The organism is Halorubrum halophilum, assembly GCF_000739595.1.
GTDB classification, from domain to species: Archaea; Halobacteriota; Halobacteria; order Halobacteriales; family Haloferacaceae; genus Halorubrum; species Halorubrum halophilum.
The window spans coordinates 1-24,537 of the sequence record NZ_BBJP01000010.1 but is presented as its reverse complement, the minus strand read 5'-3'; the positions used below and the strand labels follow the sequence as shown (position 1 = coordinate 24,537).

23 protein-coding genes and 2 pseudogenes are annotated in these 24,537 nt (G+C 63.0%); 17 read left to right on the top strand and 8 right to left on the bottom strand.

What is annotated here, in order from left to right; translation table 11 throughout:
* Positions 1-84: 84 nt before the first annotated feature.
* A complete protein-coding gene (locus tag ACP96_RS03405; RefSeq protein ID WP_050032208.1) occupies positions 85-495 on the bottom strand; it encodes a cupin domain-containing protein in 411 nt (136 codons plus the stop codon).
* Between the two features lie 669 nt (positions 496-1,164).
* Positions 1,165-2,118, bottom strand: a complete 954-nt coding sequence (locus ACP96_RS03400) for an AEC family transporter (RefSeq protein ID WP_050024466.1) — start codon at positions 2,116-2,118, stop codon at positions 1,165-1,167.
* A gap of 229 nt (positions 2,119-2,347) precedes the next feature.
* Here ACP96_RS03400 and ACP96_RS03395 point away from each other — a divergent pair, with 229 nt between their 5' ends.
* Complete coding sequence (locus ACP96_RS03395; protein ID WP_050024464.1) at positions 2,348-3,259, top strand: HpcH/HpaI aldolase/citrate lyase family protein; 912 nt, start codon at positions 2,348-2,350, stop codon at positions 3,257-3,259.
* A gap of 576 nt (positions 3,260-3,835) precedes the next feature.
* Here ACP96_RS03395 and ACP96_RS03390 read toward each other — a convergent pair.
* Positions 3,836-4,204 carry a VOC family protein gene (locus ACP96_RS03390; protein ID WP_050024462.1) on the bottom strand — a complete coding sequence of 123 codons (369 nt, stop codon included), beginning with the start codon at positions 4,202-4,204 and terminating at the stop codon, positions 3,836-3,838.
* Between the two features lie 115 nt (positions 4,205-4,319).
* Here ACP96_RS03390 and ACP96_RS03385 point away from each other — a divergent pair, with 115 nt between their 5' ends.
* The 7 genes from ACP96_RS03385 to ACP96_RS03355 all read left to right on the top strand — a co-directional run bounded on the left by ACP96_RS03385 (position 4,320) and on the right by ACP96_RS03355 (position 14,136).
* Positions 4,320-7,415, top strand: coding sequence for an FAD-binding and (Fe-S)-binding domain-containing protein (locus ACP96_RS03385; protein ID WP_050032206.1), 3,096 nt, complete (start codon positions 4,320-4,322; stop codon positions 7,413-7,415).
* Positions 7,416-7,485: 70 nt separating this feature from the next.
* The gene (locus tag ACP96_RS03380) at positions 7,486-7,923 is read left to right on the top strand and encodes a hypothetical protein (protein ID WP_050032205.1); all 438 of its coding nucleotides are present in this window, start codon (positions 7,486-7,488) and stop codon (positions 7,921-7,923) included.
* Positions 7,924-8,383: 460 nt separating this feature from the next.
* Positions 8,384-9,217, top strand: a complete 834-nt coding sequence (locus ACP96_RS03375; protein ID WP_050032204.1) for an MBL fold metallo-hydrolase — start codon at positions 8,384-8,386, stop codon at positions 9,215-9,217.
* A gap of 106 nt (positions 9,218-9,323) precedes the next feature.
* Complete coding sequence (locus ACP96_RS03370) at positions 9,324-11,072, top strand: hypothetical protein (RefSeq protein WP_050032202.1); 1,749 nt, start codon at positions 9,324-9,326, stop codon at positions 11,070-11,072.
* Between the two features lie 87 nt (positions 11,073-11,159).
* Positions 11,160-12,065, top strand: a complete 906-nt coding sequence (locus tag ACP96_RS03365) for a hypothetical protein (protein ID WP_050032200.1) — start codon at positions 11,160-11,162, stop codon at positions 12,063-12,065.
* A gap of 663 nt (positions 12,066-12,728) precedes the next feature.
* A complete protein-coding gene (locus ACP96_RS03360) occupies positions 12,729-13,109 on the top strand; it encodes a DUF5805 domain-containing protein (protein ID WP_050024449.1) in 381 nt (126 codons plus the stop codon).
* The gene (locus tag ACP96_RS03355; RefSeq protein ID WP_050032198.1) at positions 13,102-14,136 is read left to right on the top strand and encodes a tyrosine-type recombinase/integrase; all 1,035 of its coding nucleotides are present in this window, start codon (positions 13,102-13,104) and stop codon (positions 14,134-14,136) included. The genes ACP96_RS03360 and ACP96_RS03355 overlap by 8 nt, the downstream gene beginning before the upstream one ends.
* Positions 14,137-14,456: 320 nt before the next feature.
* On the opposite strand, the gene ACP96_RS03350 is transcribed toward ACP96_RS03355, so the two are convergent.
* Complete coding sequence (locus ACP96_RS03350; protein ID WP_050032197.1) at positions 14,457-14,885, bottom strand: universal stress protein; 429 nt, start codon at positions 14,883-14,885, stop codon at positions 14,457-14,459.
* 131 nt (positions 14,886-15,016) lie between these two features.
* Here ACP96_RS03350 and ACP96_RS03345 point away from each other — a divergent pair, with 131 nt between their 5' ends.
* Positions 15,017-16,123 carry a radical SAM protein gene (locus ACP96_RS03345; protein ID WP_050025176.1) on the top strand — a complete coding sequence of 369 codons (1,107 nt, stop codon included), beginning with the start codon at positions 15,017-15,019 and terminating at the stop codon, positions 16,121-16,123.
* A 61-nt stretch (positions 16,124-16,184) separates the two neighbouring features.
* On the opposite strand, the gene ACP96_RS03340 is transcribed toward ACP96_RS03345, so the two are convergent.
* The 3 genes and pseudogenes from ACP96_RS03340 to ACP96_RS19990 form a co-directional block, all read right to left on the bottom strand.
* On the bottom strand, positions 16,185-16,580 hold the full coding sequence (locus tag ACP96_RS03340) for a DUF302 domain-containing protein (RefSeq protein ID WP_050025175.1): 396 nt from the start codon (positions 16,578-16,580) through the stop codon (positions 16,185-16,187).
* A gap of 227 nt (positions 16,581-16,807) precedes the next feature.
* A complete protein-coding gene (locus ACP96_RS03335) occupies positions 16,808-17,380 on the bottom strand; it encodes a DsrE/DsrF/DrsH-like family protein (RefSeq protein ID WP_050032257.1) in 573 nt (190 codons plus the stop codon).
* A gap of 2 nt (positions 17,381-17,382) precedes the next feature.
* A pseudogene (locus tag ACP96_RS19990) lies at positions 17,383-17,493 on the bottom strand (sulfurtransferase TusA family protein); the annotation flags it as partial.
* A gap of 29 nt (positions 17,494-17,522) precedes the next feature.
* Between ACP96_RS19990 and ACP96_RS03330 the strand changes: the two are divergent.
* From ACP96_RS03330 to ACP96_RS03300, 8 genes are all read left to right on the top strand, one after another.
* Entirely contained in the window at positions 17,523-18,761 is a 1,239-nt protein-coding gene (locus ACP96_RS03330; RefSeq protein WP_050032256.1) for an MBL fold metallo-hydrolase, read from the top strand.
* A gap of 2 nt (positions 18,762-18,763) precedes the next feature.
* A complete protein-coding gene (locus ACP96_RS03325; protein ID WP_050025173.1) occupies positions 18,764-19,264 on the top strand; it encodes a YeeE/YedE family protein in 501 nt (166 codons plus the stop codon).
* Complete coding sequence (locus ACP96_RS03320) at positions 19,261-19,713, top strand: DUF6691 family protein (RefSeq protein WP_050025171.1); 453 nt, start codon at positions 19,261-19,263, stop codon at positions 19,711-19,713. Before ACP96_RS03325 ends, ACP96_RS03320 begins: the two co-directional genes overlap by 4 nt.
* Before the next feature lie 92 nt (positions 19,714-19,805).
* Positions 19,806-19,955: a DUF7512 family protein gene (locus tag ACP96_RS19100; RefSeq protein ID WP_200895693.1), complete on the top strand. Its 150-nt coding sequence runs from the start codon at positions 19,806-19,808 to the stop codon at positions 19,953-19,955.
* 2 nt (positions 19,956-19,957) lie between these two features.
* Entirely contained in the window at positions 19,958-20,956 is a 999-nt protein-coding gene (locus ACP96_RS03315) for a sulfite exporter TauE/SafE family protein (protein ID WP_200895692.1), read from the top strand.
* 321 nt (positions 20,957-21,277) lie between these two features.
* Entirely contained in the window at positions 21,278-22,291 is a 1,014-nt protein-coding gene (locus ACP96_RS03310; RefSeq protein WP_050032195.1) for a tyrosine-type recombinase/integrase, read from the top strand.
* Between the two features lie 175 nt (positions 22,292-22,466).
* On the top strand, positions 22,467-23,096 hold the full coding sequence (locus ACP96_RS03305; protein WP_202593907.1) for a DUF7437 domain-containing protein: 630 nt from the start codon (positions 22,467-22,469) through the stop codon (positions 23,094-23,096).
* Entirely contained in the window at positions 23,089-23,637 is a 549-nt protein-coding gene (locus ACP96_RS03300) for a hypothetical protein (protein WP_050032191.1), read from the top strand. Before ACP96_RS03305 ends, ACP96_RS03300 begins: the two co-directional genes overlap by 8 nt.
* Positions 23,638-24,341: 704 nt before the next feature.
* On the opposite strand, the pseudogene ACP96_RS17500 reads toward ACP96_RS03300, so the two are convergent.
* A pseudogene (locus ACP96_RS17500) lies at positions 24,342-24,537 on the bottom strand (IS66 family transposase); the annotation flags it as partial.

The window sequence follows — 24,537 nt, the reverse complement described above, 5'->3', positions numbered from 1 at the left end:
CGGAGGTCACGAGCGACCGTCACGGGACCGGTCAGGATCCACGGCTGCGTTACACCGCTATTTCCCTCGTTCGCGGACGCGGGCTCAGGCGTCGGGGAACTCGCCCGGCGGGAAGATCGTCGCCTCCGCGACTTCGCGAATCTCGGCCTCCGGACCGGGCGGACAGTACACCGCGAGGAACCTGAGGGGGTCCCACGAGGTGTTTATCGTGCTGTGCTCGACCCCGCTCGGAATGTGGACCATCTCCCCTGCCGTGACCGTGCGCTCCTCGTCGGCGATGGTCTGTGTCCCCTCTCCGCTGAGAAAGTACAGTATCTCCTCGCTATCGGGATGGGTGTGTCGCTCGTGGCCCTTCCCGGGATCGAGTACCACGACGCCCGCGCTGAACCCGGACGAACCGGTGACCTCGGGGGTGTTCATCCACTTGAGCGTCCCCCAGTCGAGTTCGATGGTCTCCACGTCTTCCGGACTGACGAACCGCTTTTCAGCTACCATAATACACGCTACCAATTGACGGTTACTGGTAAATATCTTGGTGGTTGAAAGCACCGAATCGATACTAGCACAGACCATCCGACGACACTGGCGACTGCCTACCGGACGCGAGACCGATAACATATTGTGAACACATCTCACGCGGTTGATTGCCGTTCTCTGATCGAACAGCACCGCTCACGCGTTTACTTGATATGTCATGTGCGGTGGGAGGGGGACACGTCCCCTAGCCGAGATGCGGATTCAATATCGCTGGTCTCTCGATATCGGGCTTGCCTCTGTGTAATTTCGCAGATGTGCGATCGCCGTCATTCACTGATGACCTCCAGCGAGGCCGAGAACACGGATCCGAGATCCGAACCGAAACTATCGCAGGCTCTGACGTTCACATATCGAAAAGGGTCTGCCCGCCGGTCAGTCAACTGACTGTGCCGGTTGGTAGTGAGCCGTGCCTGCGGGACAAATCACCGGCCGAACAAACGTCTCCGAGATTGAAATTACAGAGATAAGTTTGTAATTCCGGACGCGGTTCGCTCCGCGACGATCGAGAGCGGTACGCACCGAGGTGGATAGCCCCGATTTGGTAAACGCATCAGTTGGAATCTAGTGACACACTTACATTATGAGAATCTTGTCCTCGGGATCGGAGCGACCGCGCGACACGAGCCGTCAAAAGAACGCGGCGGCTTGGAGCGCTGCGACGAGTACAGTGAGGACGCCGACGCTCGCGACGGTCGTCGTAAAGATGGCCGTGCTGAGGTACTCCGGCGCCGTGATCCCGTCGACAGTCACGTCGTCCGCGTACTCGATCGTGAGCGCGAGCGGGATGACCGCCGCCGGGGTCGCACACTCCAGCACGAACACCTTCGCGACGGTGGGATTGCTGAACCCGAGGGCGAGCGCGAGCGCGAGTCCGACGATCGGCGCGACGACGAGCTTCAGCGTGGAGGGAAGCACGGAGCGCGACACGGCCGAAACGTCGGTTCCCGCCATCTGGATACCGAGGATGAGAAGCATCACCGGGACCGAGGCGTCGCCGACGAGCCCGACGGTCTCCATCGCCGCCGACTCGGGCGACGGAACGAGTCCGAGCGCTCGCATCGCGACGGCGGCCACGATAGCGTATATCAGCGGGAGTCGAAACACCTCGAGCACCGCGTCGAGCGGTCGGCTGTTGGACCCGCCGGACGCGATGTAGACGCCGAGCGTGTACACCACGAGGTTCTGGATCGTGAGATAGAGGACGGCCGTCGTCCGCCCGACCTCTCCGAAGGCGAACTCGGAGAGCGGGATCCCGACGAACCCCGAGTTCGGGAACGCCGCCGCCAGCATCAACGCGCCGAGGAGCGGCCCGGACTCTCCCCGGAGGCGCCCGACTCCCCACGCGATCGCGATCATGAGGAGGGCGTACCCGACGACGCCGACGCCGAGTTTCGCGATCTCTCCGCCGCCGAGCGTGGTGGTCGCGATGCTGTGAAACGCGAGCGCCGGGATGAGGACGTAGAGTCCGAGGGTGTTTATCGGCCCGACATCGATGTCGATCGACCGCGCCAGCAGATACCCGACGACCGCCACCGAGAGGATCGGGAGAATGGCGTTCGTGAACGCGCCGGTTAGCGACATTCCCGCTCACCCGCCGGCGAATTCTGTGATTGGGCGACCGGTTCGACCGCGGCGGCCCGCCGTGGTTGTCGTCTCATATTCGTCCCCAACGCCCTCGGGTACAAATAGTGTCGGAGGTCCGTCCGAAACACGACGGCGGCGACGAGCCGTTCTCCCGGCTCCCCTTCAGAGAAAATATCCCCGCGTGAGATAGCTTTATTTCGATGGATGTGAGAAATTCTGTTGAATTATGTCAGACGTTACCCTTCGACGAACGCAGCTTGCGACGCCCGCGAGCGACGAGAAGATGATGCACTCGGCGGCCGACAGCGACGCCGACGAGGTGTTCCTCGATCTGGAGGACTCGGTGGCGCCCAGTGCGAAGCCGGACGCGCGCGAGCCGCTCATCACGGCCGCCCGGGAGGAGGACTGGAGCGACAAGGTGCTCAGTTTCCGGATGAACGGGATCGACACCAAGTGGTGGTACGACGACCTGATCACGGTCGTCGGCGAGGCCGGAGAGTTCATCGACGACATCATCGTCCCGAAGGTGAAGTCCGCGAGCGACGTGCACACCGTCGAGAACCTGCTCGCACAGGTCGAGGAGAACAACGACCTGGAGGTCGGCGGTATCGGCCTCGAGCCCCAGATCGAGGACGGCGAGGGGATCCACAACGTCCACGAGATCGCGCACGCCTCCGACCGGCTCTCGTCGATCATCTTCGGGCCGGGCGACTACTCCGCGGCGATGGGGACGCCCGGCCTCGACATCGGACAGTTCCCGGAGTATCCGGGCCACTACTGGCACCACGCCCTCTCCGAGTGTAACTCCGCGGCCAAATCCGCCGGCCTGCCGTGTCTCGACGGCCCGTACGCCGACATCGAGGACGCCGACGGGTTCCGCGAGTCCGCCGAGAACGCCAACATGATCGGCTGTGACGGCAAGTGGGCGATCCACCCGTCGCAGATCGAGATCGGCAACGAAGTGTTCGCGCCGGACCCGGAGACCGCCGAGCGCGCCAAGCGCATCGTCGACGCCTACGCCGAGGCGATGGAGGAGGGCAAGGGCGCCGTGAGCGTCGACGGCCAGATGGTTGACGAGGCGACCAACAAGATGGCGCAGGACATCGTCGAGACCGCCGAGGCCGCCGGCATTCTGTAAGCGGTCGGTCGCGCGTTTGACTCGCAGACCGCCGACACACCGACTTTTTGGCGTCGTTCGCGTCTCGGAGCGGCAGCGGTCGATGACGGGAGTGAGCGTTTCCGTCCGTCCGTGGCAAAAGTGCATTTAAAAGCGTGAGTTACTGCGACAATTACTTATAAACCGACAGCGGTGGCGCGCGCCGTGAGCGGGCCGAAGGCCCGCGAGCGACCGTGCGAGGGAGTCGGACCGGCGCGACCGCGCCGGTCCGACGAGGCTGGGGAGGCGTGAGGTGCGGTTGCGGTGCTGTGCGGGGTGGGACTCAAAGGGGCAGCCACGAGGACGAAGCACGGCGACAGAAGCACCGCAGCGAGCAACGCGAGCGAGGAGCGCACCGAACCGCGCGAGGAGCGCACCGAGCCGCGCGAGTCCTCGTGGCTGGGGCTTTGGAAGTATTCACCGTCGATCTGCGATCAACCATTTATAAGCGAGCGGCTGGGGCTTTGGAGGAGTTCACCGCGCCGTCGACGACGTAGATACAGCCGCCAGCAACACTCGTTCCTATTTATAAATCCGCTCCCCGATCACCGATCCGCTTTATAACGGCTCGATCAGCTCGACCGTGTGCCCGTCGGGGTCCCTCACGAACGCGGTTCGCGCGCCGGCCTCCGGCTGGTCGCCGGGCTCCTTCACGACGCCGTGGTGGTCGATCGCCTCGAACGTCGCGTCGACGTCGTCGACGCCGACGGCGACGTGGTCGTAGCGGTCGCCGTCGTCGCTCGGCGCCTCGCCCGCCGTGTCGGACAGCTGAAACTCGACGCCGGCGTCGTCGCCCACGTACACGTTGCGCGTGTCGCCGTCGGCGGTCGTGAACTCCCAGGAGCGCTCGAAGCCGAGCTGCTCAACGTACCAGTCGGCCGTCCGATCCGCGTCGTCCACGTTGAGACACGTGTGGAGTATCTCCATGGCGTGAGATATCACGGTATCGTAATAAATCCCGACGCAACAGAGCGTTCCGTGGCAACCGTCCATATTCATCATGAACAAAGGTTTTATTCTCTCTTCGCTGTCAATCTATAGCATGGCAGGAAAGTCTACGCGGGGGAATAGCACACAGAACCCCGATACGTCGGCGGCCGCGCTCGGTTACGACCGACCGGACGTGCCCGCTTACGGGGCGCTCGCAGCCGACCTCCGCGAGCGCGTCGCCGGCGAGGTCCAGTTCGACGAGTACGCGCAGGTGTTGTACGCCACCGACGGGAGCATCTATCAGGCGCGCCCGGCCGGCGTCGTGATCCCGCACTCGGTCGCCGACGTGCAGGCGACGATGGAGGTCGCCGCCGACCACGGCGTTCCCGTCATCCCACGGGGCACCGGGTCGTCGCTGGCCGGGCAGAGCGTCGGCCCGGGCTGTGTCGTGCTCGACTTCTCGACGCATATGGACGAGATCGTCGAGGTTCGGCCCGACGACCGCCGGGCAGTGGTCCAGCCCGGGGTCGTCCAGGATCACCTCGACGACCGGCTGGCCGAGGACGGGCTGAAGTTCGCGCCCGATCCGGCCTCGTCGGCGCGCGCGACCGTCGTGGGCGGCATCGGCAACAACTCCACGGGCGCGCACTCGGTGCGGTACGGGATCACCGACGCGTACACGGAGGAACTGAAGGTCGTGCTCGCGGACGGCTCGCTGATCCACACGCGCGAGGTCGTGCTCGACTCGCCGGAGTACGAGGAGATCGTCTCGAAGGATGACCGAGAGGCCGCGCTGTACGAGACCACTCGCGCGCTCGTCGAGGAGAACCAGGCGGAGATCGACGAGAAGTACCCGAACCTGAAACGCTCCGTCTCCGGGTACAACCTCCACAAGGTGATCTACGAGAACGACGACGGGGACGAGGTGATCAACCTCTCGAAGCTGTTCGTCGGCGCCGAGGGGACGCTCGGGACGATCGTCGAGGCCGAGGTGTCGCTCGTCACCCGGCCCGAAGAGACGGCGCTCGCGCTGTACACCTTCGACTCGCTGGTCGACGCGATGAAGGCGGTGCCCGAGGCGTTGGAGTTCCCGGTGAGCGCGGTCGAGCTGATGGACGACGAGGTGTTCGCGCTCGCCGCGGGCTCACAGGAGTTCGCGCAGTACGCCGAACCGATCCCGGACCGCGCCACGGCGGCGCTCATGCTGGAGTGGGACTCGGAGCTCGTCGACGACTTCGAGGCCGCGATCGCCGACACGAACGCGCACTTCGTCGACGACGGCGACGCGTTCGACGTGCTGGAGGCGTACACCGATGAAGACCAAGCCGACCTCTGGAACCTCCGGAAGGCGGCCATCCCGCTGCTGATGAGCATGCGGGGCGACCCGAAGCCGTATCCGTTCATCGAGGACGCGACGGTGCCGCCTGAAGAACTCGCCGAGTACGTCGGCCAGTTCGAGGAAGTACTAGCGGACCACGACACCTCGGCCGCCTACTTCGCGCACGCCGGCTCTGGCACCCTCCACATCCGACCCATCCTCTCGCTGAAGGAGGAGGAGGGCGTCGAGAAGATGCACTCCATCTCCGAAGATGTCACCGACCTCGTGCTGGAACACCACGGCGCCTTCTCGGGCGAGCACGGCGACGGGCTCGCGCGCACCGAGTTCAACCCGAAGATGTACGGCGAGGCACTCTGGAGCGCGTTCCAGGAGCTCAAGTCGACGTTCGACCCCGAGTGGCGGATGAATCCGGGGAAGGTCGTTTACGTCGACGGCGAGACGGCCGAAGAGCGCGGCTACCCCGACACCGCCGCCGACACCGACATGCGGGAGAACCTCCGGTACGGACCGGAGTACCAGTCGATCGAGCCGCAGACGGACCTCGACTTCTCCGACGAGGGCGGCTTCTCCCACCTCGTCGAGCTGTGTAACGGCTGCGGCACCTGCCGGGAGACCGACTCCGGCGTGATGTGTCCGACCTACCGCGCATCCGAGGAGGAGATCCAGTCGACCCGCGGCCGGGCGAACATGCTCCGAGCCGCGATCAGCGGCGAACTCGACGACGACGAGATACACTCCGACCGCTTCCAGGAGGAGGTGCTCGGGCTTTGCGTCGGCTGTAAGGGGTGTCAGAGCGACTGCCCGACCGGCGTCGACCTCGCGAAGCTCAAGGCCGAGGTGAAACACGAACACCACGAGGAGGAGGGCGCCGGGCTCCGCGAGCGGATCTTCCGCGACATCGACCGCTTCTCGGCCATCGGGAGTACGCTCGCACCGGTGTCGAACGCGGCGACGAAGATCCCCGGCGCCCGCAAGGTGATGGACGCGGTCGCGGGGATCGCTCCGGACCGCGAGCTACCGACGTTCCGCTCCGAGAGCTTCGAGGAGTGGTTCGCGTCGCGCGGGGGGTCGACAGTTGCCCCCGACGAAGCGGTCGACACGGTCGCGCTGTTCCCCGACACCTACACCAACTACAGCTATCCCGCGGCCGGCAAGGCGGCGGTCGAAGTACTCGAGGCCGCTGGCGTCCGCGTGGAGGTGCCGGACGACCTCACGGCCTCTGGCCGCGCGGCGTTCTCGACCGGCTTCCTCGACGAGGCTCGCGACCGCGCCGCGACCAACGTCGCGGCGCTCGCGCCCCGCGTTCGCGACGGGCAGTCCGTCGTCTTCGTCGAGCCCTCGGACGCGGTGATGTTCCAGGACGAGTACCTCGATCTCCTCGACGGCGAGAACGTCGAGGGGGTGTCGGCCGCCGCGTACGGCGTGCTGGAGTACCTTGACGCCGGGCGCGTGGACGAGCGGCTGGCGTTCGAGGCGCCCGCGGAGTCGCTCACGTACCACGGCCACTGCAACCAGAAGGCGACGAACAAGGACCACCACGCCGTCGGCGTGCTCCGTCGGGCCGGCTACGACGTGGACCCGCTCGACTCCTCCTGTTGCGGGATGGCGGGCTCGTTCGGCTACGAGTCGGAGCACTACGACCTCTCGAAGGCGATCGGTCGGATCCTCTTTGATCAGGTGGAAGAGAGCGACGGCGAGACCGTGACGGCGCCGGGTGCCTCCTGCCGCTCCCAGCTCGGCGACCGCGACGGGGGCGAGAACCCGCCACACCCGATCGAGAAGGTCGCCGAGGCGGTGACCGAGACCGCCTCCGCCGCCGCCGCCACGAGCGCTGCCGACGCGCCGACCCCGTCGACCGCCGACGACTGAGACGGCGTCGATACGCATGAAACGTTACCTCGTCGAAAGGTTGATGAGAAATATAATCGAATGACACTGTATGGCAGGGAGTCCGAACCGAATTGGATTGTTCCTCATCGGTGATGATCCCGATTCGACTAAACGGTGGGGAGTAATAGCTGCCAGCCTCTTCGTCGTCACGTTCGCCGTCTCTGTGTTCGGGTACTACCGGACGGTCTATGCGCTCATTCCGGGGCGAGTGATCGTCTACGGGGCCGCGGGCATACTGGTCCTGCTGTCTGCGTGGCAGGCGTCTCAGAACCGTAGCCTCGTCGCGAGCCTCTTGCTATGTATCGCCCCCGTGACTGCGCTCTTCATCCGAATTATTGGAGAAGGTCAAACCAGCGATCCGCCGGTTGGTGAAACACTCCTACTCGGCGTCGGCTGGGGACTGCTGTTTGGTGTTCCACTTGGTGTTCTTGGCTTCATCCTTGGATACGCAGGTCAGAGATATATCGACTCAGAGATCCCACCCTAATCACGTATTTCCGTTTACTGTTCCGTTGAAATTCTATATCTCGGATATATTTTTGTTCGAAGCTGCTAGCGCCGAAGGGTGCATAAGAAACTCGCTGCACCAAGTGGGAACGTCACGCCTCCGAGGAGACCGAAGGAGGCTGACGCAGTGCTCAATCGCTCTCCAAACGCTTCGACCACGACAACGACGCCAAGCAGTGCCGGAACGACGAGTTCGGGACTGGCTGGTATCGATCCGATGGTAGGACACGTCGGGTACGGCTGCGGGAGGTAAGTAAACGACATTGCAGAAACGAGTGTGCTGGGGAATACTTTCATATCGCGATATACAGTTTATACGTCTCGCCTCAGACGGTTCAGCGTCGTCTGTTCAACGACGGGATATTCGATCAGCGCGGAAAATGGAACGAATTCCCGCCGACTCCGGAACGATTACCCCGCATGCACACCCAACGTCGGCTATGACCGATTCCGACTGGGGCGACTGGCTGCCGCGCGCGGTGGCGGACGCCGACCCCGACACGGTGGCGCTGTGGTATCTCGGCTGCAACGGCTTCGCGATCAAGGGGAGCGAGGGGACGGTCCTCTGGATCGATCCGTACGCCGGCACCGGCGATCCGCCGCGAACGATCCGGATGATCCCGGTCCCGTTCGACCCCGATGACATCGACGAGGCGGACGCGGTGCTGGCGACCCACGAGCACACGGACCACGTCCACGGCCCCTCGCAGGCGCCGATACTCGCGAACACCGACGCCGACTTCGTCGCGCCCGACGACTCGCTCGCGGTCGCCCGCGAGGAGGAGCGCTGGACCGAGAACTGGGGCGTCGACGACGAGGCGTTCCTCGAAGTGGCCGAGGGCGACGAGCTGAAGATCGGCGAGTTCACGGTTCACGTCGTCGAAACGCAGGACGCGGACGCGACACACCCGGTCGGGTACGTGATCGAACACGACTCGGGCACCCTGTTCCACGCCGGCGACAGCAAGCCCTCGGAGTCGTTCCCGGCGCTCGCCGACGAGTTCGATATCGATCTCGGAATCCTCGCGTTCGGATCCATCGGCAGAGTCCCGGACAAAGAGACGGGCGAGCCGGTCGAAACGAAGTGGTACAGCGACGAAAACGAGATCGCGGCCGCCGCGGAGGACCTCGCGCTCGACCGGCTCGTCCCGACCCACTGGGACATGTGGAAGGGGCTGACCGCGGACCCGACCGCGCTCCACGAACACGTCAGGAGCCGCTCGCATCCGAACCGGCTGGAGATCGTCGAAATCGGCGACCGGATCGATCTGTAGCTCGGCGGCCTCTTTCGAGCCGATCCCGCGTTTTCACCGGCAGGTGGTTATCAACGCCGAAACGCGGCCCGTGGAATTTAAGCCCCTGCTCCGGGAGGGTCTCCGTATGAGCGAACGGACGGCAGAAGCGACGACGACCGTCGACGAGGACGGTATTCGCGTCGAGAAGTCCTTCACGGACGACGCGTTCCCCGTACCCGCGGTGATGTACGAGCTCTCCTCGACCCGCGAGGACCCGGTGCGCGTGCGCATCGTCGACCGGATCCCCGAGTCGTTCCCGATGGACCGGGTCGGGTTCCACCCGGAGTACGAGAGCGAGAACTGGACCGCCTACAAGGACCACCGCGTGGAGTTCGAGCGCGTGATCGATCCCGACGAGGCGATCGAGACGGTGTTCGGCATCCGCGACGACGACCCCGACCTCGACGGGTTCCTCGGAACGCCGGTAATCGAGCACGTCCCGGCCGGTGAGGAGATCGAAGACGTCCTCGGCGCCGGTGACACCGACGCCGTCAGGGAGGTCCTCTCCGGCGACCGCGCGACCCTCCCCGGGATGGAGGAGCCACTCGGGCCCGAGGGTGACGAGCCCACAGCGATCGACGACGAAGCCGCCACGGAGGCGCCGGAGACCCCCGACAGTAACGAGGAAGCGATCGCAGAGGCGGAATCCGCGATCGAACCGGAGGGCGACGACGACACATCGGCGGCCGCAGCAGATGATGGAGAAGACGAAGTACTCGCCGACACCGAGGCTCCAGAACCCCGGGAAGTCGTCGAGGGAACCGCCGCAGTCACCTCGCACGACGCGGACGAGTCGGTCGCGGACGACGGTATAGATGAGCCGGTCGCGGACGACGATGCGGAGAACGAGGCGGTCGAGGAAGACGACGAGGACGAGTCCGCGGAGCCGGAAGTAGCCGAACCGGAAGCGGGCCTCGCGGCGGCGCTCGCCTCGGAGATCCGCGCGGGCGACGTGGACGACGACGACCTCGAGACCCTCCGGTCCGAGCTCGACGTGGGCGTTCCTCGCAGCGTCGACGTGCGGATCGCCCGCCTCCAGTCGAGCGTCGCCGACATCGAGGCGTACGCCGACGCGCTTGCGGAGTTCATCGACGGCGAAGGAACCGCCCGCGAGATCCTCGACGATCTCGACGAGAAGGTCGACGCCGTCGAGTCCGAGATGGCCGCGATCGACGACCGGTTCGCGTCCGCCGACGCCGACCGGAACGACCTGCGCGAGGAGGTCTCACGGGTCGACGAGTCGGTCGAGTCGGTGACCGACGAGGTCGATTCCGTCACTGAGCGCGTTGAGGGCGTCGACGAGCGCGTTGAGGGCGTCGACGAGCGCGTTGAGGGCGTCGACGAGCGCGTTGAGGGCGTCGACGAGCGCGTCGAAAGCGTGGAGTCGGACGTTTCGGGCGTCGAAGAATCGGTCTCGGGTATCGAAGAAACCGTCTCCAGCGTCGAGGAAACGGTCGCGAACGTCGAGGAAACTGTCGACGGCGTCACCGACGATGTGTCGCGGCTTGACGACGAGACGACCGGCCTCGACGAGGCGGTCGACGACCTGGGCGACGACGTGGAGACGCTGTACGAGGAGGTCGACGACGCCGCCGCGGGGCTGGAGGCGACCGAGGACCGCGTGGACGACGTGGAGTCCCGGATGGGACGGTTCGACGAGGAGTTCGACGACCTCTGGGACGACCTCGCCGAGGTCGACACCCGCCTGACCGACATCGAGGACCGACTCGGCGAGGACCTCGACGACGTGGAGTCGGAACTCGACGCGATCAACGACCACCTCGAAGAGCTCGAAGCCTTCAGAAAGCGACTCAACGAGGCGTTCGGACCGTAATTCCGGATTGCGACGCGGGACGCAACGCCGAAATCGCCCGGAACGAAAAGCGCAACCCGTTTTACCCGCGGCGGCTCATACCCGGTAATGAGCGAACCGGTACCGGTCGCCGTGCCGCGAAAGGGTCGACCGCTCGAAGCGGTCCTCGAACGGATCGCGGCCGTCGGCCCCGACGACCGGCTCGACGGGCTCGCGGACCGCGTAAGCAACACTCTCCGGTACGAGAAGGCCGTCACGAAGGGGCACGTCGACGCCGAGGACGGCCCGTACGAGCGGCTGACCGAGTACTCCGACCCCGACGACCCGCGTCGGCCCGAGTTCACGCTGCTGCGCGACGACCGCGACGGCAAACCCCGCCGGATCGTCTTCGACGCGGCCACCGTCGACCTCGGAGACGTGACGCTGAAGCTCGTCGGTCGCGAGGAGCCGTTCCGAGCCCTCCGGACCCACGAGTTCGCGCTCGGATTCGACTCCGCCGACCTCGTCTTGGAGGAGGTCGTCGGGATCCGATCGGGCGGGCTCGGACAGATCGCAGACATCAACGAGCGGATCGACCCCGTTGACACCGACGTGCGCGTCGTTAACGGGCTCGGAGACACCGTCTATCACACGCTGATGGGGAAACTGGAGGGGATCGAACCGGGAACCGATCTCGATCGCGAGTTCGTCGCGGAGTACGAGGGGCCGCTTTGCATCTCTCCGCGCTACGAGAGACTCGTCACCGCCGTGCTGGGAACGGACGCGCTGGAGGGCATCGAATTCGTCTATCCGAACGCCGACGAGGAGGAAGAGGCCGCTATCGCCCGGATCGGCCTCGGGGTTTACCTCACGGTCACCGGCTCGACGGCTCGCGAACACGGACTTGTCGTCGGCGAGCACCTCTTCCCCAGCGAGACCGTCCTGATGCGGAACGCGGCCGAACACGACCCGCGCGTCGAACGAGCCCTCGACGTGCTGGCGGTCGAAGAGTCGTCATCCGAGATTCGGGTCTGATCCCTACACTTTCTATAGCGATATGAGATATACGCGTTGGTGATCGATCGCTTTCCCACCTGCCTCAAACGACCGAGAAGTAGCGGACTCGACTCAGTGAGTGAGTATCGGCCTCTCGACTGCTGTAGCACCGTCGCAGTGCTCCCTCTGTCTCGGAGGGAATTATTCTCTCGTTGACGCACAACGCCCGTCAGCGGCGGGAGAGCGGTCTCAACGGTCCGGGGTGGGCGCGTCGACCTGAGTTTCGAAGCAGACGCCGTACGTCAAGATCGACACCGCGTTCCGGCTCGACGAAGCCGGGGCGTTCGGATTGAGGGGCGACGGGTGTTGGACAGTGTACACGCGAGACGGTGACAGTCGCTCAGGCTTGATCGACGGGGCGCGGGTGAAGCGACCGTCGCCCCAAGCGATTCCGGGGCACTACTCCGACCGTCTTGATAGAGGCGGTGACATGTAGCACGGTGTCGGCCAAGGGCGGAGGTGGGACAGATCGAGTGTAATATATCCCGAATCTTGGTACTACATCTCGATCTGAGTAGTCCTAGAAAAATAGATATTCGTCATATCTTCCGCATTTGACAGCCCTACAGTTCAGTATAAGTGACCTTATCCCGGATTGTGGGACAGATTGAAGGCGGCCGCCCGAGAAGCCACTGACGAAAGATGAGTGACGACCGCCGCTCGGTGAAGACGTACGTCCCCGAAGATCAGAAGGCGATCTGGCAGGACCACGCCGACGAGTTGGGGATGTCGCAAAGCGAGTTCGTCAGAACGATGGTACAGGCCGGGAGACGCGGTTTTTCGATCGACGAAGGCGAAAACCCCGTCGAACCCGATCCGTCGGGGTCTGACCCTCGGGGTAGCGACCTCGAGAGGCGGGTCGAAGCGGCGCTCGCCGACGGTGTACTCTCGTGGGAGGAGCTCGTCGACGCGGTGTTCGACGACTTCGAAGGGCGACTGGAAGACGCGCTCGATTCGCTTCAGGATCGGAATCGCGTCCGGTACAACGGACGGGAAGGAGGGTACACCCTGATCGATGAGTAGCACGCGAGCCCCCGCGGAAGTCGACGATCCGATCGCGTACTTCATCGAGGACCTCACCTACCACGGGAAAACCGAACGAACCCGTGATTCCTACGAGCGCGTGCTCCGTCGGTTCGAATCGTTTCTCGATCCGGAGACGACATCATCGTCGGCAACCCATCGCGACTGCATGGCGTTCGTCCACTCGCTGCGCGGCGACGTGGCCGACAGCACGGTGGCGACGTACGCGGCGTACCTCCACCGGTTCTACGGATACATGACCGAAGTCGGTGTTTTCGAGGGGAACCCGATGACGCTCGTGATGGAAGAGATGGACGAGACGGTCGATAAGGACCCGGCGCGACGAGACATCCCGATCCCCGCGATGCGCGAGTTCGTCGCCGGCATTCGCCATCCCCTTCACCGCGCGCTCGTCGTCACGCTGTTAAAGACCGGGATGCGAGTCGGGGAGCTCTGTAACCTCGATCTCCGCGATCTCGCGATCGACGATGGCGAACTCGAAAGGGCGTTCGCACTGGGAACGCGACCCGCCCTCGCGGATCGGCCGAACTCGCTGTACGTCACCCCGGACGCGACGGTAGGCGAGGAGCTGAACGGGGAGGTCCGCACCGCCTCGAACAAACGCAAGCGAGCCACCGTGATCCCGGTCGACGACGAGTTGGCGCGGACCTTGAAACGGTGGCTCGCCGTACGCCCGGACGGAGCCTCCGCCGCAGAGCCCCTGTTCGTCGGCACCACGGAGGGGTGGGGTGAGCGGCTCGACCCCCAAGCGGTCAGACACGCTGTCGAACGCTACGCCCGCGGCGCGGGGTGGTACCGTACGGGCGGAGGCGCCGCCGAGAACGTTACTCCCCACTACTTCCGGCACTTCTTCACGACACACCTTCGGGACCGGACGGGTGACCGCGGTGTCGTCAAATATCTCCGCGGCGACGTCGCCGACGACGTGATCGACACGTACACCCACAACTGGGGTGACCAAGTGCGCGAGACGTACGAAGCGAACGTATATCGGCTGCTGGGATAGCGACCGGACACACCACGCGGCTGTATCGCCTTTCTGTCGTCGTATACACAACTAGATGATGTCCAGTGATACGCAGATAAATCGCATATCGCTATATCGAATTTGAACTAACTCGCCCGAACTCCTCTGGCGTTTGTTACTCAACTCTCCCGGTCCTCGTCGTCGATGCGACCCGCGACGGCCGGGTCGAACCGGTGGTTCGCGACGACCGCTCGGTGCGGCCCTTGGGCCAGTGTACTCGAGAATCCACAGCCCCCGTGGGTGTCTGTAGTCGCAACGCTGTTCGAAGGTGGGTCGCTGAGAGTGGGGGCCGTCCGGTCTCACTTCACCAGCGTCGTCGGAACGTCCGTGTCCCGGGTGACGGCCTCGGCGACGCTCCCGATCAGCGCCCGCGAGAGCCCCGACCGACCGTGGGTACCGAGCACGACGTGGTCGAATGTCTCCTCGTCGGCGTACTCGGCGATCCGGCGCTCCGCCTCGCCCGTGAGGAGGGTGACCGTCACGTCGCGGTCGCCGGCGATCTCGCGGACGGCCTCGAACACCGACGCGGCGGTCTCGTCGCCCACGCCGTCGAGTTCGTCGAACGAGGCGCCGAAGACCTCCTCCGTGTCTTCGGGAAGCATGTCGAGGTCGGGATACGCGACGTGGACGACGGTTACCTCCGCGTCCGGGAACGTTTCGAGGGCGAACGAGAGCGCTTCGCGGCCCAGCGGCGAGTCGTCCATCGCGACGAGGACGGCATCGGTCATACGTCGCCTTCGGCGGGTGACGGTATCAAACCGGGGGATCATTCGGGTGGAGTTCTGTCAGGCGCTCGACCGCGCGTGAACACGTTCGGGACAGGACCCAAACGGGTGAGACGAAAAGACAGGATAAGCCGATGTTCGACGACCTCGACACGGACAGGCGGCCGCTGGTTCTCATCTGGGAGGTGACGCAGGCGTGCGGGCTCGCCTGCCGCCACTGCCGCGCCGACGCGAAGCCGTCGCGTCACCCGGACGAGCTGACGACCGAGGAGGGGAAGCGGCTCCTCGACGACGCGGCGTCGTTCGGAGAGGGCCAGCTCGTCGTGCTCTCCGGCGGCGACCCCCTCGCCAGAGACGACCTGCTTGAGATTGTCTCGTACGGCAATGATCGGGGGCTCCGCATGACGATCACTCCCAGCGGGACTGGGTCGCTGACGCCCGACCGGGTCGAGAAACTCGCCGACGCCGGGATCCGGCGGATGGCGCTCAGCCTCGACGGTGCGACGCGCGAGGGCCACGACCGGTTCCGGGGCGAGGAGAGCTTCGAGAGCGCGCTGGAAGCGGCGGAGGCGGCGTCCAACGCGGGGCTGCCGCTGCAGATCAACACGACCGTTTGCGCGGACACCGTCGACGAACTCCCCGCGATCCGCGACCGCGTGCGAGACCTCGGTGCCGTTCTCTGGAGCGTGTTCTTCCTCGTCCCCGTCGGCCGGGGACGGATCCTCGACCCCATCCCGCCGGAGCGGGCCGAGGAGGTGATGGAGTGGCTCCACGGCGTCGCCGACTCGGAGCCGTTCGGCGTCAAGACGACGGAGGCGCCCTTCTACCGCCGCGTCGGGCTGGAGTCGGACGGCGACGAGAGCGCGGTCCGGCGGCGCGGCGGGATCACCGCCGGCCGCGGGTTCGCGTTCGTGAGCCACACCGGCGAGGCGTACCCGTCCGGGTTCCTCCCGGAGTCCGCGGGCAACGTCCGAGACCGGTCAATCGTCGACATCTACCGGAACAGCGACCTGTTCGAGTCGCTCCGCGAGCCGGACCGGCTGAAGGGGAAGTGCGGCACCTGCGAGTTCAGACATGTGTGCGGCGGGAGCCGCTCGCGGGCGTTCGCGGCGACGGGAGACCCGCTGGAGAGCGATCCCCTCTGTTCGTACGTGCCAGAGGGGTACGACGGCGCGCTACCGGCGACGCTCGGCGGCGACGGTGCGGAGGGATCGGCCGGAACGCCGGACGCGGCGGACTGAGGGCGGAACACGGTCGAGTCACCGCGGTCGTCGCACGTGGCGAGGCTCCGTTCGTCGACGGTTAGGCTTCCGGAAGCTCGTCGAGGACGCGTTCGAACCGCTCGCGCACGTCTACTGCGATCGAGTCCAACTCGGGGTTGTCGGCCACCGCGAGCATGACCGTCGGATCGACGGCGCTCACGCCGATCTCTCCACCGTCCGTCTCGTAGACGACGACGTTACATGGGAGGAGCGTCCCCAACTGTAGTTCCTCTTCGAGGGCCTCCCGTGCAAGCGACGGGTTGCACGCACCGAGGATCCGGTACTGCCGAAACTCTTCGTCCAGTTTCTTCTTGAACGTCTGTTGAACATCGATGTCAGAGAGAATCCCGAACCCCTCCGCAGACAACGCATCCGCGGTTCGATCGATAACTTCGTCGAACTCGCCCTCGACTCGTTTGTCGATAGTATAGGACATACTCTACAATACAACTTCCCTACAAATAGGAGTTACGCCCGATCGCCACAGATAGAACGGTTACTGAGCGATACGTCTGTGAAATACGCGTGTCGTTTTTGTAGAGCCGTTAGTGGGGGAGCTGATGGATATTGTTTAAAATATACAAATTCGGGTCGAAGCCACAGCACCAGGGGAGTTCGATCGGTCCTTGCCTCGAACCTATCGAGAGCGAAGAATGGTCCGCGTCAGATGAGGAGTTGGATGTCGGCGTCAGCCAAATCCCGAATCGCCGTGGCGGCACCGACGCCCGTCGTCACGCCGTCGTAGAAGTCGTCCTCGTCGTAGTCCATCAGGTCGATGGTCATCTGACAGGCCTGGAACTCGACGCCCATCTCGAGGGACGTGTCGATGAGTTCCCCGACCGTGGCCGTATCGTTGTCCTCGATCTTCTTCTCCATCAGCATCGTCGTCAGGCGGTCCATCCCGGGGAGCGCGGCGACGGCGTTCGGGACTGGCGTGTTGGGGTTGCCGACCGAACTCAGCTTCAGGTTCTTCGAGCGTTCCTCGTGGAGGATGTCCAGTCCCCAGAACGTGTGGAAGACCGTTACGTCGTAGCCGAACGCGGCGGCCGTGCTCGCGAGGATGAGCGGCGGGTACGCCATGTCGAGCGTCCCCTTCGTGGCAATAATGCTCATTTTCTTGCCGTCTTCCTCGGCGGTGGCCTCACCGAGCGCATCCTCGAGTTCGGCGATGCGTGCGGCCAGTTCTGCACGCGAGGGCGCCTCGTCGGGTGACGCGTCAGGGGTGTCCGTACTCATCTTCACTCGGTCTTGCGCACGTAGTGCGTGTACACGTCGTCGCCCTCCTTCTGGTCAGCGAGTTCAACGCCGTCCGTGGTGTCGGCCCAACCGCGGAGGTCGCTCATACTCCCTTGCGAACAGTAAGTAGATGGGAGTGACGATGACCGACAGGAGAGAGTCCGACCCGGACGAAACGATCGCATCGACGACGCCAACCGAACTGAAAGACCGCATCGACGGCGGTGAGGGCGTGTTCATACTCGACGCCCGCTCGGAGGGTGACTTCGAAGAGTGGCACATCGACGGCGAGAACGTCGAGATCGTGAATCGTCCGTACTTTCAGTTGCTCGACGGTGTTCCCGAGGAGCTTCAGGCGGAGCTTCCCGACGACCGGCGCGTTACGGTTCTCTGTGTGAAAGGCGGATCGAGCGAGCTCGTCGCCGAGCGTCTCGACGAGGAGGGGTACGATGTGGATCACCTCGAACGCGGTATGAAAGGCTGGGCGGGAATCTACGAGTACCAGGAACTCGACGTCGACGTTCGCGAACCGCGAAGCGATTCGATAGCCGCCCAGAACGCGAAGGGTTCTGGTGGCCGCCGGGCGACCATCGCTCAGTACCGACGACCGTCTAGCGGCTGCCTTGCGTACCTCGTCGTCTCGGACGGCGAGGCGGCGGTTATCGATCCGCTTCGCGCGTTTACCGACGAGTACGTTCAAGACGCCCGGGCGCTGGGTGCCGATCTGATCTACGCGCTCGACACGCACATTCACGCCGATCACATCTCCGGGATTCGCGATCTTGCCGACGACACCGGCGCGACGGCAGCCCTCCCGGACGCGGCTGTCCAGCGCGGTGTCGATTACGAGCAACCGTACGAGACGGTCGCTGGTGGAGACACCCTTTCGGTTGGTGACATCGAAATCGAAGTTATTCCCACGCCCGGGCACACGACCGGGATGACGGCGTACAAAGTCGGTGACGTTCTGTTCACGGGCGACGGCCTCTTCACGGAGAGCGTTGCGCGCCCCGATCTCGAAGACCCCGAGGCGGCGGGAGACGCGGCCCGGACCCTCTACGAGAGCCTCCAGGAACGGGTCCTGACGCTCCCTGAGGACACCGTCGTCGCGCCGGCCCACTTCGGTGATTCGGCGACCCCGAACGACGGCGGTACCTACACCGCGAAGCTGGGAGACCTGGTCGAGCGGATGGACGCGCTCACCATGGAGGAGGACGAGTTCGTCGAGTTCGTCGTCGACGACATGCCGCCACGACCGGCGAACTACGAGGAGATCATCGCGACGAACCTCGGCCGGCAGGACCCCGACGACGAAGCGGCGTTCGAACTCGAGCTCGGCCCGAACAACTGCGCCGCGAGCGAAGGGGCGCTGACTAACTAACGATGGAGACGCTCGTCCCGCTGCTCGCAGTCAGCGACCTCTTCCCGCGGGGGATACTGCCGTATCTCCTGGGCGGGTTGCTCGTCGGGCTCGGCGCGGCGGTCATCTATCTCGCGACCGGAATCATCGCGGGCGCGAGTACGTTCCTCGACTCGACGCTCTCGTACGTCTCTACCGTCGATCGGTTCAACCGGTTCACGTACGTTCAGTCGCGCGGCTGGCGGGTCGTGTTCACGCTCGGCATCGTCAGTGGTGCGGCCGTCTGGGGACTTCTCCTCGCGCCCGACCCGACCATCTGGACGACCGATGTCCAGTGGTGGCGGCTGCTCGGCGGCGGCTTCCTCGTCGGCGTCGGGACGCGGCTCGGGAAGGGATGTACGTCGGGCCACGGCGTCTGTGGCGTCGGCTCGCTGTCGAACACCTCGCTGGTGAACGTCGCGACCTTCTTGGCGTTCGCGATAGGGACCGCCCAACTCGTCCAGGCGCTGGGGGTGACGCCGTGACAGACGGCGACCGCAGCCCGCTGTTCCTCCCCGTTATCTACGTCGGGGGGCTCGTCTTCGGACTCGGACTGGCGGTCAGCGGGATGGCCCGTCCGGAGGTCGTCCTCGACTTCCTCCAGTTCGAGGACTTCGGTCTCCTGTTCGTGATGGGCGGTGCTGCTGTCGTCACGGGCGTCACGTTCGCCCTCGCGACGCGCTATCTCGACCGCGCGCCGCTCACCGCGACCGAGTACACCCGGCGTGTGAAGGAGTTCGATCGGAACGTGGTCGTCGGCGGAACCGTCTTCGGGGTCGGATGGGGGCTCTCCGGAATCTGTCCCGGGGCGGCCTACGCCAGTTTCGGCGTCGGTAACTATCCCATCCTCTGGGCGATCGGAGGCATGTTCCTCGGCGCGTACGCCCACGGGTACGCCCGCTCGTTCGCGGGCGATAATACGGGAGGCAACTAATTCAATGCACTCACATCCACACGGAATCGACGCGGGGAAGCAGTATTGTATGCTAATGGAACGACAAAACAAAATAGAGAAGATCGCGTAACATGTTCGGACTCGAGAGTTTGAGCGGTTCAGTACAGGCTGTCGCCGTCGTGGGATTCGTCTTCACGGAGGCGATGGTCGTGTACGCCGTGTACGGTACGCTCAGCAGCGCCCTCGGATCAGCCGTGATCGACGCGGTCGGAGGGACCTGAAGATGCCCATCTTCGGCCTGAGCCTCGCGATGGTGGTGGTGTTCATCGGGTTTGGGCTCCTCATCGGGACCCTCTTCGGGTTCTTCGGAATGGGCGGGTCGTTCCTCGTGACGCCCGCGCTGCTCGTGATGGGGTATCCGTCGACGGTCGCCGTCGGGAGCGGTCTCGCGTTCGTCTTCGGGACGAGCGTTATCGGCGCGCTCCGCCACCGCGACCACGGTCAGGTCGACTACAAGCTCGCCGCGATCATGACGGTCGCGATGACGCTCGGCATCGAGGGCGGGAAGAGCGTCGTGTTCCTCCTCGAAGCCACCGGGACGGCCGACCTCATCATCAACGCAGCTTACGTCGGGCTGCTGGCCGCTGTCGGTTTGCTCACGCTCCGGGACGCGTGGTCCAATACGGGCGAGGACGAAGCCGGGAGCGACCTCGCGGATCGAGTCCAGTCGATACGGATCCCGCCGATGGTGACGTTACGCGGCGGCGTCCGCGTCTCCGCGACGATCATCTTCGCGGTCGGTCTCGTCGTTGGCGTCCTCTCGGGGTTCCTCGGCGTCGGCGGTGGGTTCCTCCTGATGCCGGCGATGATGTACGGACTCGGCGTCCCCGCTGCGATCGCCGTCGGGACCGATATCCTCCAGATCACGGTCTCGGGAGCGTTCGGCGCGTTCACGTACGCACAGTCCGGATCCGTCGCAGTACCCGTCGTCGCGTTCCTACTTCTCGGAAGCGCACTCGGCGCACGCATCGGGGCGGGGGCGACGAGCCTCGTCGACGAAGACGAAATTAAGGGCTACTTCGCGGCGATGCTGCTCGCCGGAAGCGTCGCCGTCGCCTCGAACAAGATCGGGGCAGTCTACGGAATCGGCATTCTCAACACCGCGAGTACCGTGCTGATCTTCGGGGCCGCGCTGCTCGTCAGTAGCGCTGTCGTCCTCGCTGCCGTCTGTCGACTCCGGAACGACGAGACCGGGACGTGGTGCCGGCTCACTACGTCATAGATCGCCGTGACGTTGCACTAACGGAGCGCTACCACGCGGACGACCCGATCTTCGGAGGAATCGCACGACTTCGAGGGGCCGTTTTTGGGAACCAATTGGTCGCCAGAAAATCGGCGACTTTGAGAAGCGCGAATCCGCCGAATTGGGTGCCGTAGACGGCTCTAGATGTGGATTTTATTTTGCTCCAATCCGACTTAATTTCGGATGGGCGCTGCAGGCTCCGGTTCGACTGTCGAACGAATCGACCTTTGAGGCGTGAGGCGGCTAAAACCGGCCGCCTCAGAACAGGTATTCAACCGGGGGTTCGCGTGGGACCGACAAATGAGTTTGGAACCCATCGAACCCGAACGCGCGCTTGAACTGTACATCGCTGACCGAGAAAACAACGTCTCCCAAGCGACGATCTACTCCCACCAATCCCGGCTTGGGCACTTCATCCGGTGGTGCAACGACGAAGCCAACATCACGAACCTGAACGAGCTGTCGGGCCGACAGCTACACGAGTTCCGAATCTGGCGGCGTATGGAAGGCGATCTCTCACCGGCAACGGAGAAGACCCAGATGGACACACTCCGAGTGTTCGTCAAGTGGTTAGAGTCCATCGACGCTGTTGAGCAGGATCTCCACACAAAGGTTCTGTCGCCAACGCTGAGTGGTGATGATAACATCCGTGATGAGATGCTGGACTCCGACCGAGCAGAACAGATCCTCACCTACCTCGAAAAGTACGAATACGCCTCGCGGCCGCACGTCGTCCTCACCCTGATGTGGCACACGATGATGCGCGTCGGTGAAATTCACGCGTTAGACTGCGATGACTACGACTCAGTCAACCAATCTTTACAAGTGGTGCATCGTCCGAAATCCGGAACGACACTGAAAAATCAAAAGAAGGGAGAACGGTTCGTCGCGCTGGCGGATGAAGTCTGTGAGATACTGGACGACTGGTTGGAACACTCGCGCCCAGCTGTGACTGATTCGAATGGACGGAAGCCCTTGGTCTCAACTTCAGCGGGACGAGCCCACACGACGACACTGCGCGGGGATTGCTATCGATATACGAGGCCGTGTGTGGTCACGCGGGAATGTCCTCATGGTCGTGATCTCGACGAGTGTGAGGCGAACTCGTATGATTCAGCCTCTGAATGCCCCTCAAGCGTGAACCCCCACGCGCTTCGTAGAGGCGGGATCACACACGCGCTGCAGGAAGGCTGGCCAATGAAAGCGGTTGGTGACCGTGCTAATGTCAGCGAAAAGGTGCTTTCGATGCACTACGACTCTAGAACTGAGGAAGCCAAAATGGAACAACGACGAGAGTATCTTGATGATCTCTAACTGACGACCTCTTCCCTCAATAACTAGGACAGAACTGAAATCAAAACACCAACCTGTTTTTTGAGTCGTTGAAATCCACGTTCTCGTATAGCTGAAGCCGATGCGATTCTCTGGTGTTGGTGTGGTATCCGTTTCTCCCGCAACACTTTAGACCATAGTTCGTGTACTATGGACTATGTCGAACGTTTCCAAGTCATCACATCCACGGGATGCGGGACACGCAGCACGCCAGTTTTTTGTCGTGCAAGAGTTGCTCGGCTCACCCGAACTCGCCCGGTTCTACACTGATCTCCTGATCAACTCACCCACGACAATCGTCGCTGTTCGTGACCGCCAGAATCTCTCGAAGAGCACTGCCTACAAGTATGCTAATACTCTCGCAGAACTCAACATTGCCGAGGAGCAGGGCGAATATCAAGACGGATCCGCATTATGGAGTGCTGAGCCAGTAAGTGGCGTCTGGTCCGGTGAAACCACCATCGAATTTAGTCCAGTCTTGATTGCCGTGTACGGAGCAACTAGTGTTGATGACGATCTTGATCTATTCGTCGATCGGCACGGAAAGGCTGCTCTTGCCCCTGCTGTTGCAGCCACAATCTCGTACCTACAGGGCGAAACAACCCGTCGCGGGGCAGGAGACGACCTTGACCTACCGGCTGTCGAGGCAATTGCCGTCACCCAGGCAATTGAACGGATAATCTCTGTCGTGAAACCTTACGATCCAACGCTCGAAGACGTGGATTTCGAGGTTGAAATTCACGAACGGGCGATCGAGGAAGCTCCGTACCTACGCGCTAATGAGTGAGGAGCACCCTTCGCCCTTCCCAACGGCATTACTCCTCGATACGAGCTTTCTCCGGACACTTGGTGGGACAGATAGTGATGCGTACCAGACGTTTATTGAGTACGTCAGAACGGAAGATAGTGAGTTGTACCTCACCAGCGGCGTTATTGAGGAACTCGCTGAACAATATGGGTATATCAGTATCGACTGGGTGGACCGTGCGGATACGGTAGAGTGGATTACTCTCCTTGACCCCCTGCAGCCTGGTGTCCGTGTGCATAACGGCCCACGTGCCGGTGAGATTATGGACCGAGTTCATCAGCGGTTAGCAAAGCTGGAACAGACCAATCCCGACGAGTTACGGAAAACAGATTCGGAACTCCCTGCAGCTGCCGTCATGCTCCTTGGTTCGACGGAACACGAATCAGTTGGCATACTGCTGGATGATCGAAATGCTGAGAAATCGATTACTGGCGTGATCCAAAATACATACTACGAGGGTCGGATTCGTGTGATGGAGATGTGGCCGACGATTGAGTATATTGAATCACAGCCCGATTAAAAATTCTGAAGGTGCATTCCAGGTATCTCTCTATGCCGTATTCCCCCTTTTTAGAGCATCAGTTACCAATAATAGATTCTCCGCTTAAGCACGATTGAAGTATATAAAACTGTGTCCGAAGGAAGATTTGCCAAAAGAGACTGGAACTCTGCAAAATTCACTCTAAGTGCTATGCACGATAAACATAGCAGTAAAGAGGTTGAACACGCCAACTGTGCGTCGACGCTCCCAGACAGCTATGAGGAAATTAGTATGGAGCGTGGCCGGAGTTTGATAAAGACCGATTCGAGAGTGATAGAACTCATCCACGAGTCCGGAGCTGCGTTCACCCTCTACGAACAATCTGGTACTGGATACGTTGGATGTCTTATGACCTCAGAACACGACCTGATATATTACAAGGTTGATCCCAGTAAAGTAGTCGACGGAGAGATTAAATGGCCCGACTCCGAGTGTCAGTTAGTAGAACCTGTAGTGTTACCACTACTGAATACCGAGTGGCTTCTCACATACTACGACGCAGAACATACGAAAACGAAGATGTATCAGCTCTTTAACGGAGACCGTTTAGTGTAGGCCGTACTGGCAGTTCCCTTAGTCGGTCAGTCGTTCATTCACTACCCCATTAACCTGGTGTAGAAGCTCCAAGAGATCATTCTCGGATTTCACCCGATATCGTTCTGGCGAAGAATCCTCGTACGTGTTTACCCCGAGGTCTCGACAGCCGGCACAGCGTGAGCCCGTGACATAACCTCATTATTGCTGACGACTCGACGAAGTTCTTCGTATGGATTGCGTCCCTGCTGGCGCCACGTCGCCAGCAGGGACAAGACCGTCTCGTGAACGAACATTCCTCGGTCATTACGGAGCGCTCCGATGATTTTCCGGAGAACCACTGGC

Bases quoted from the DNA above. Each gene is read 5' to 3' on its own strand.
- ACP96_RS03405 (WP_050032208.1), bottom strand. From the start codon at position 495: ATGGTAGCTGAAAAGCGGTTCGTCAGTCCGGAAGACGTGGAGACCATC.
- ACP96_RS03300 (WP_050032191.1), top strand. From the start codon at position 23,089: ATGAGTGAGGAGCACCCTTCGCCCTTCCCAACGGCATTACTCCTCGAT.
- ACP96_RS03360 (WP_050024449.1), top strand. From the start codon at position 12,729: ATGAGTGACGACCGCCGCTCGGTGAAGACGTACGTCCCCGAAGATCAG.
- ACP96_RS03355 (WP_050032198.1), top strand. From the start codon at position 13,102: ATGAGTAGCACGCGAGCCCCCGCGGAAGTCGACGATCCGATCGCGTAC.
- ACP96_RS03370 (WP_050032202.1), top strand. From the start codon at position 9,324: ATGAGCGAACGGACGGCAGAAGCGACGACGACCGTCGACGAGGACGGT.
- ACP96_RS03350 (WP_050032197.1), bottom strand. From the start codon at position 14,885: ATGACCGATGCCGTCCTCGTCGCGATGGACGACTCGCCGCTGGGCCGC.
- ACP96_RS19100 (WP_200895693.1), top strand. From the start codon at position 19,806: ATGTTCGGACTCGAGAGTTTGAGCGGTTCAGTACAGGCTGTCGCCGTC.
- ACP96_RS03330 (WP_050032256.1), top strand. From the start codon at position 17,523: ATGACCGACAGGAGAGAGTCCGACCCGGACGAAACGATCGCATCGACG.
- ACP96_RS03335 (WP_050032257.1), bottom strand. From the start codon at position 17,380: ATGAGTACGGACACCCCTGACGCGTCACCCGACGAGGCGCCCTCGCGT.
- ACP96_RS03340 (WP_050025175.1), bottom strand. From the start codon at position 16,580: ATGTCCTATACTATCGACAAACGAGTCGAGGGCGAGTTCGACGAAGTT.
- ACP96_RS03400 (WP_050024466.1), bottom strand. From the start codon at position 2,118: ATGTCGCTAACCGGCGCGTTCACGAACGCCATTCTCCCGATCCTCTCG.
- ACP96_RS03365 (WP_050032200.1), top strand. From the start codon at position 11,160: ATGAGCGAACCGGTACCGGTCGCCGTGCCGCGAAAGGGTCGACCGCTC.
- ACP96_RS03395 (WP_050024464.1), top strand. From the start codon at position 2,348: ATGTCAGACGTTACCCTTCGACGAACGCAGCTTGCGACGCCCGCGAGC.
- ACP96_RS03310 (WP_050032195.1), top strand. From the start codon at position 21,278: ATGAGTTTGGAACCCATCGAACCCGAACGCGCGCTTGAACTGTACATC.
- ACP96_RS03375 (WP_050032204.1), top strand. From the start codon at position 8,384: ATGACCGATTCCGACTGGGGCGACTGGCTGCCGCGCGCGGTGGCGGAC.
- ACP96_RS03305 (WP_202593907.1), top strand. From the start codon at position 22,467: ATGTCGAACGTTTCCAAGTCATCACATCCACGGGATGCGGGACACGCA.
- ACP96_RS03315 (WP_200895692.1), top strand. From the start codon at position 19,958: ATGCCCATCTTCGGCCTGAGCCTCGCGATGGTGGTGGTGTTCATCGGG.
- ACP96_RS03385 (WP_050032206.1), top strand. From the start codon at position 4,320: ATGGCAGGAAAGTCTACGCGGGGGAATAGCACACAGAACCCCGATACG.
- ACP96_RS03345 (WP_050025176.1), top strand. From the start codon at position 15,017: ATGTTCGACGACCTCGACACGGACAGGCGGCCGCTGGTTCTCATCTGG.
- ACP96_RS03390 (WP_050024462.1), bottom strand. From the start codon at position 4,204: ATGGAGATACTCCACACGTGTCTCAACGTGGACGACGCGGATCGGACG.
- ACP96_RS03380 (WP_050032205.1), top strand. From the start codon at position 7,486: ATGGCAGGGAGTCCGAACCGAATTGGATTGTTCCTCATCGGTGATGAT.
- ACP96_RS03325 (WP_050025173.1), top strand. From the start codon at position 18,764: ATGGAGACGCTCGTCCCGCTGCTCGCAGTCAGCGACCTCTTCCCGCGG.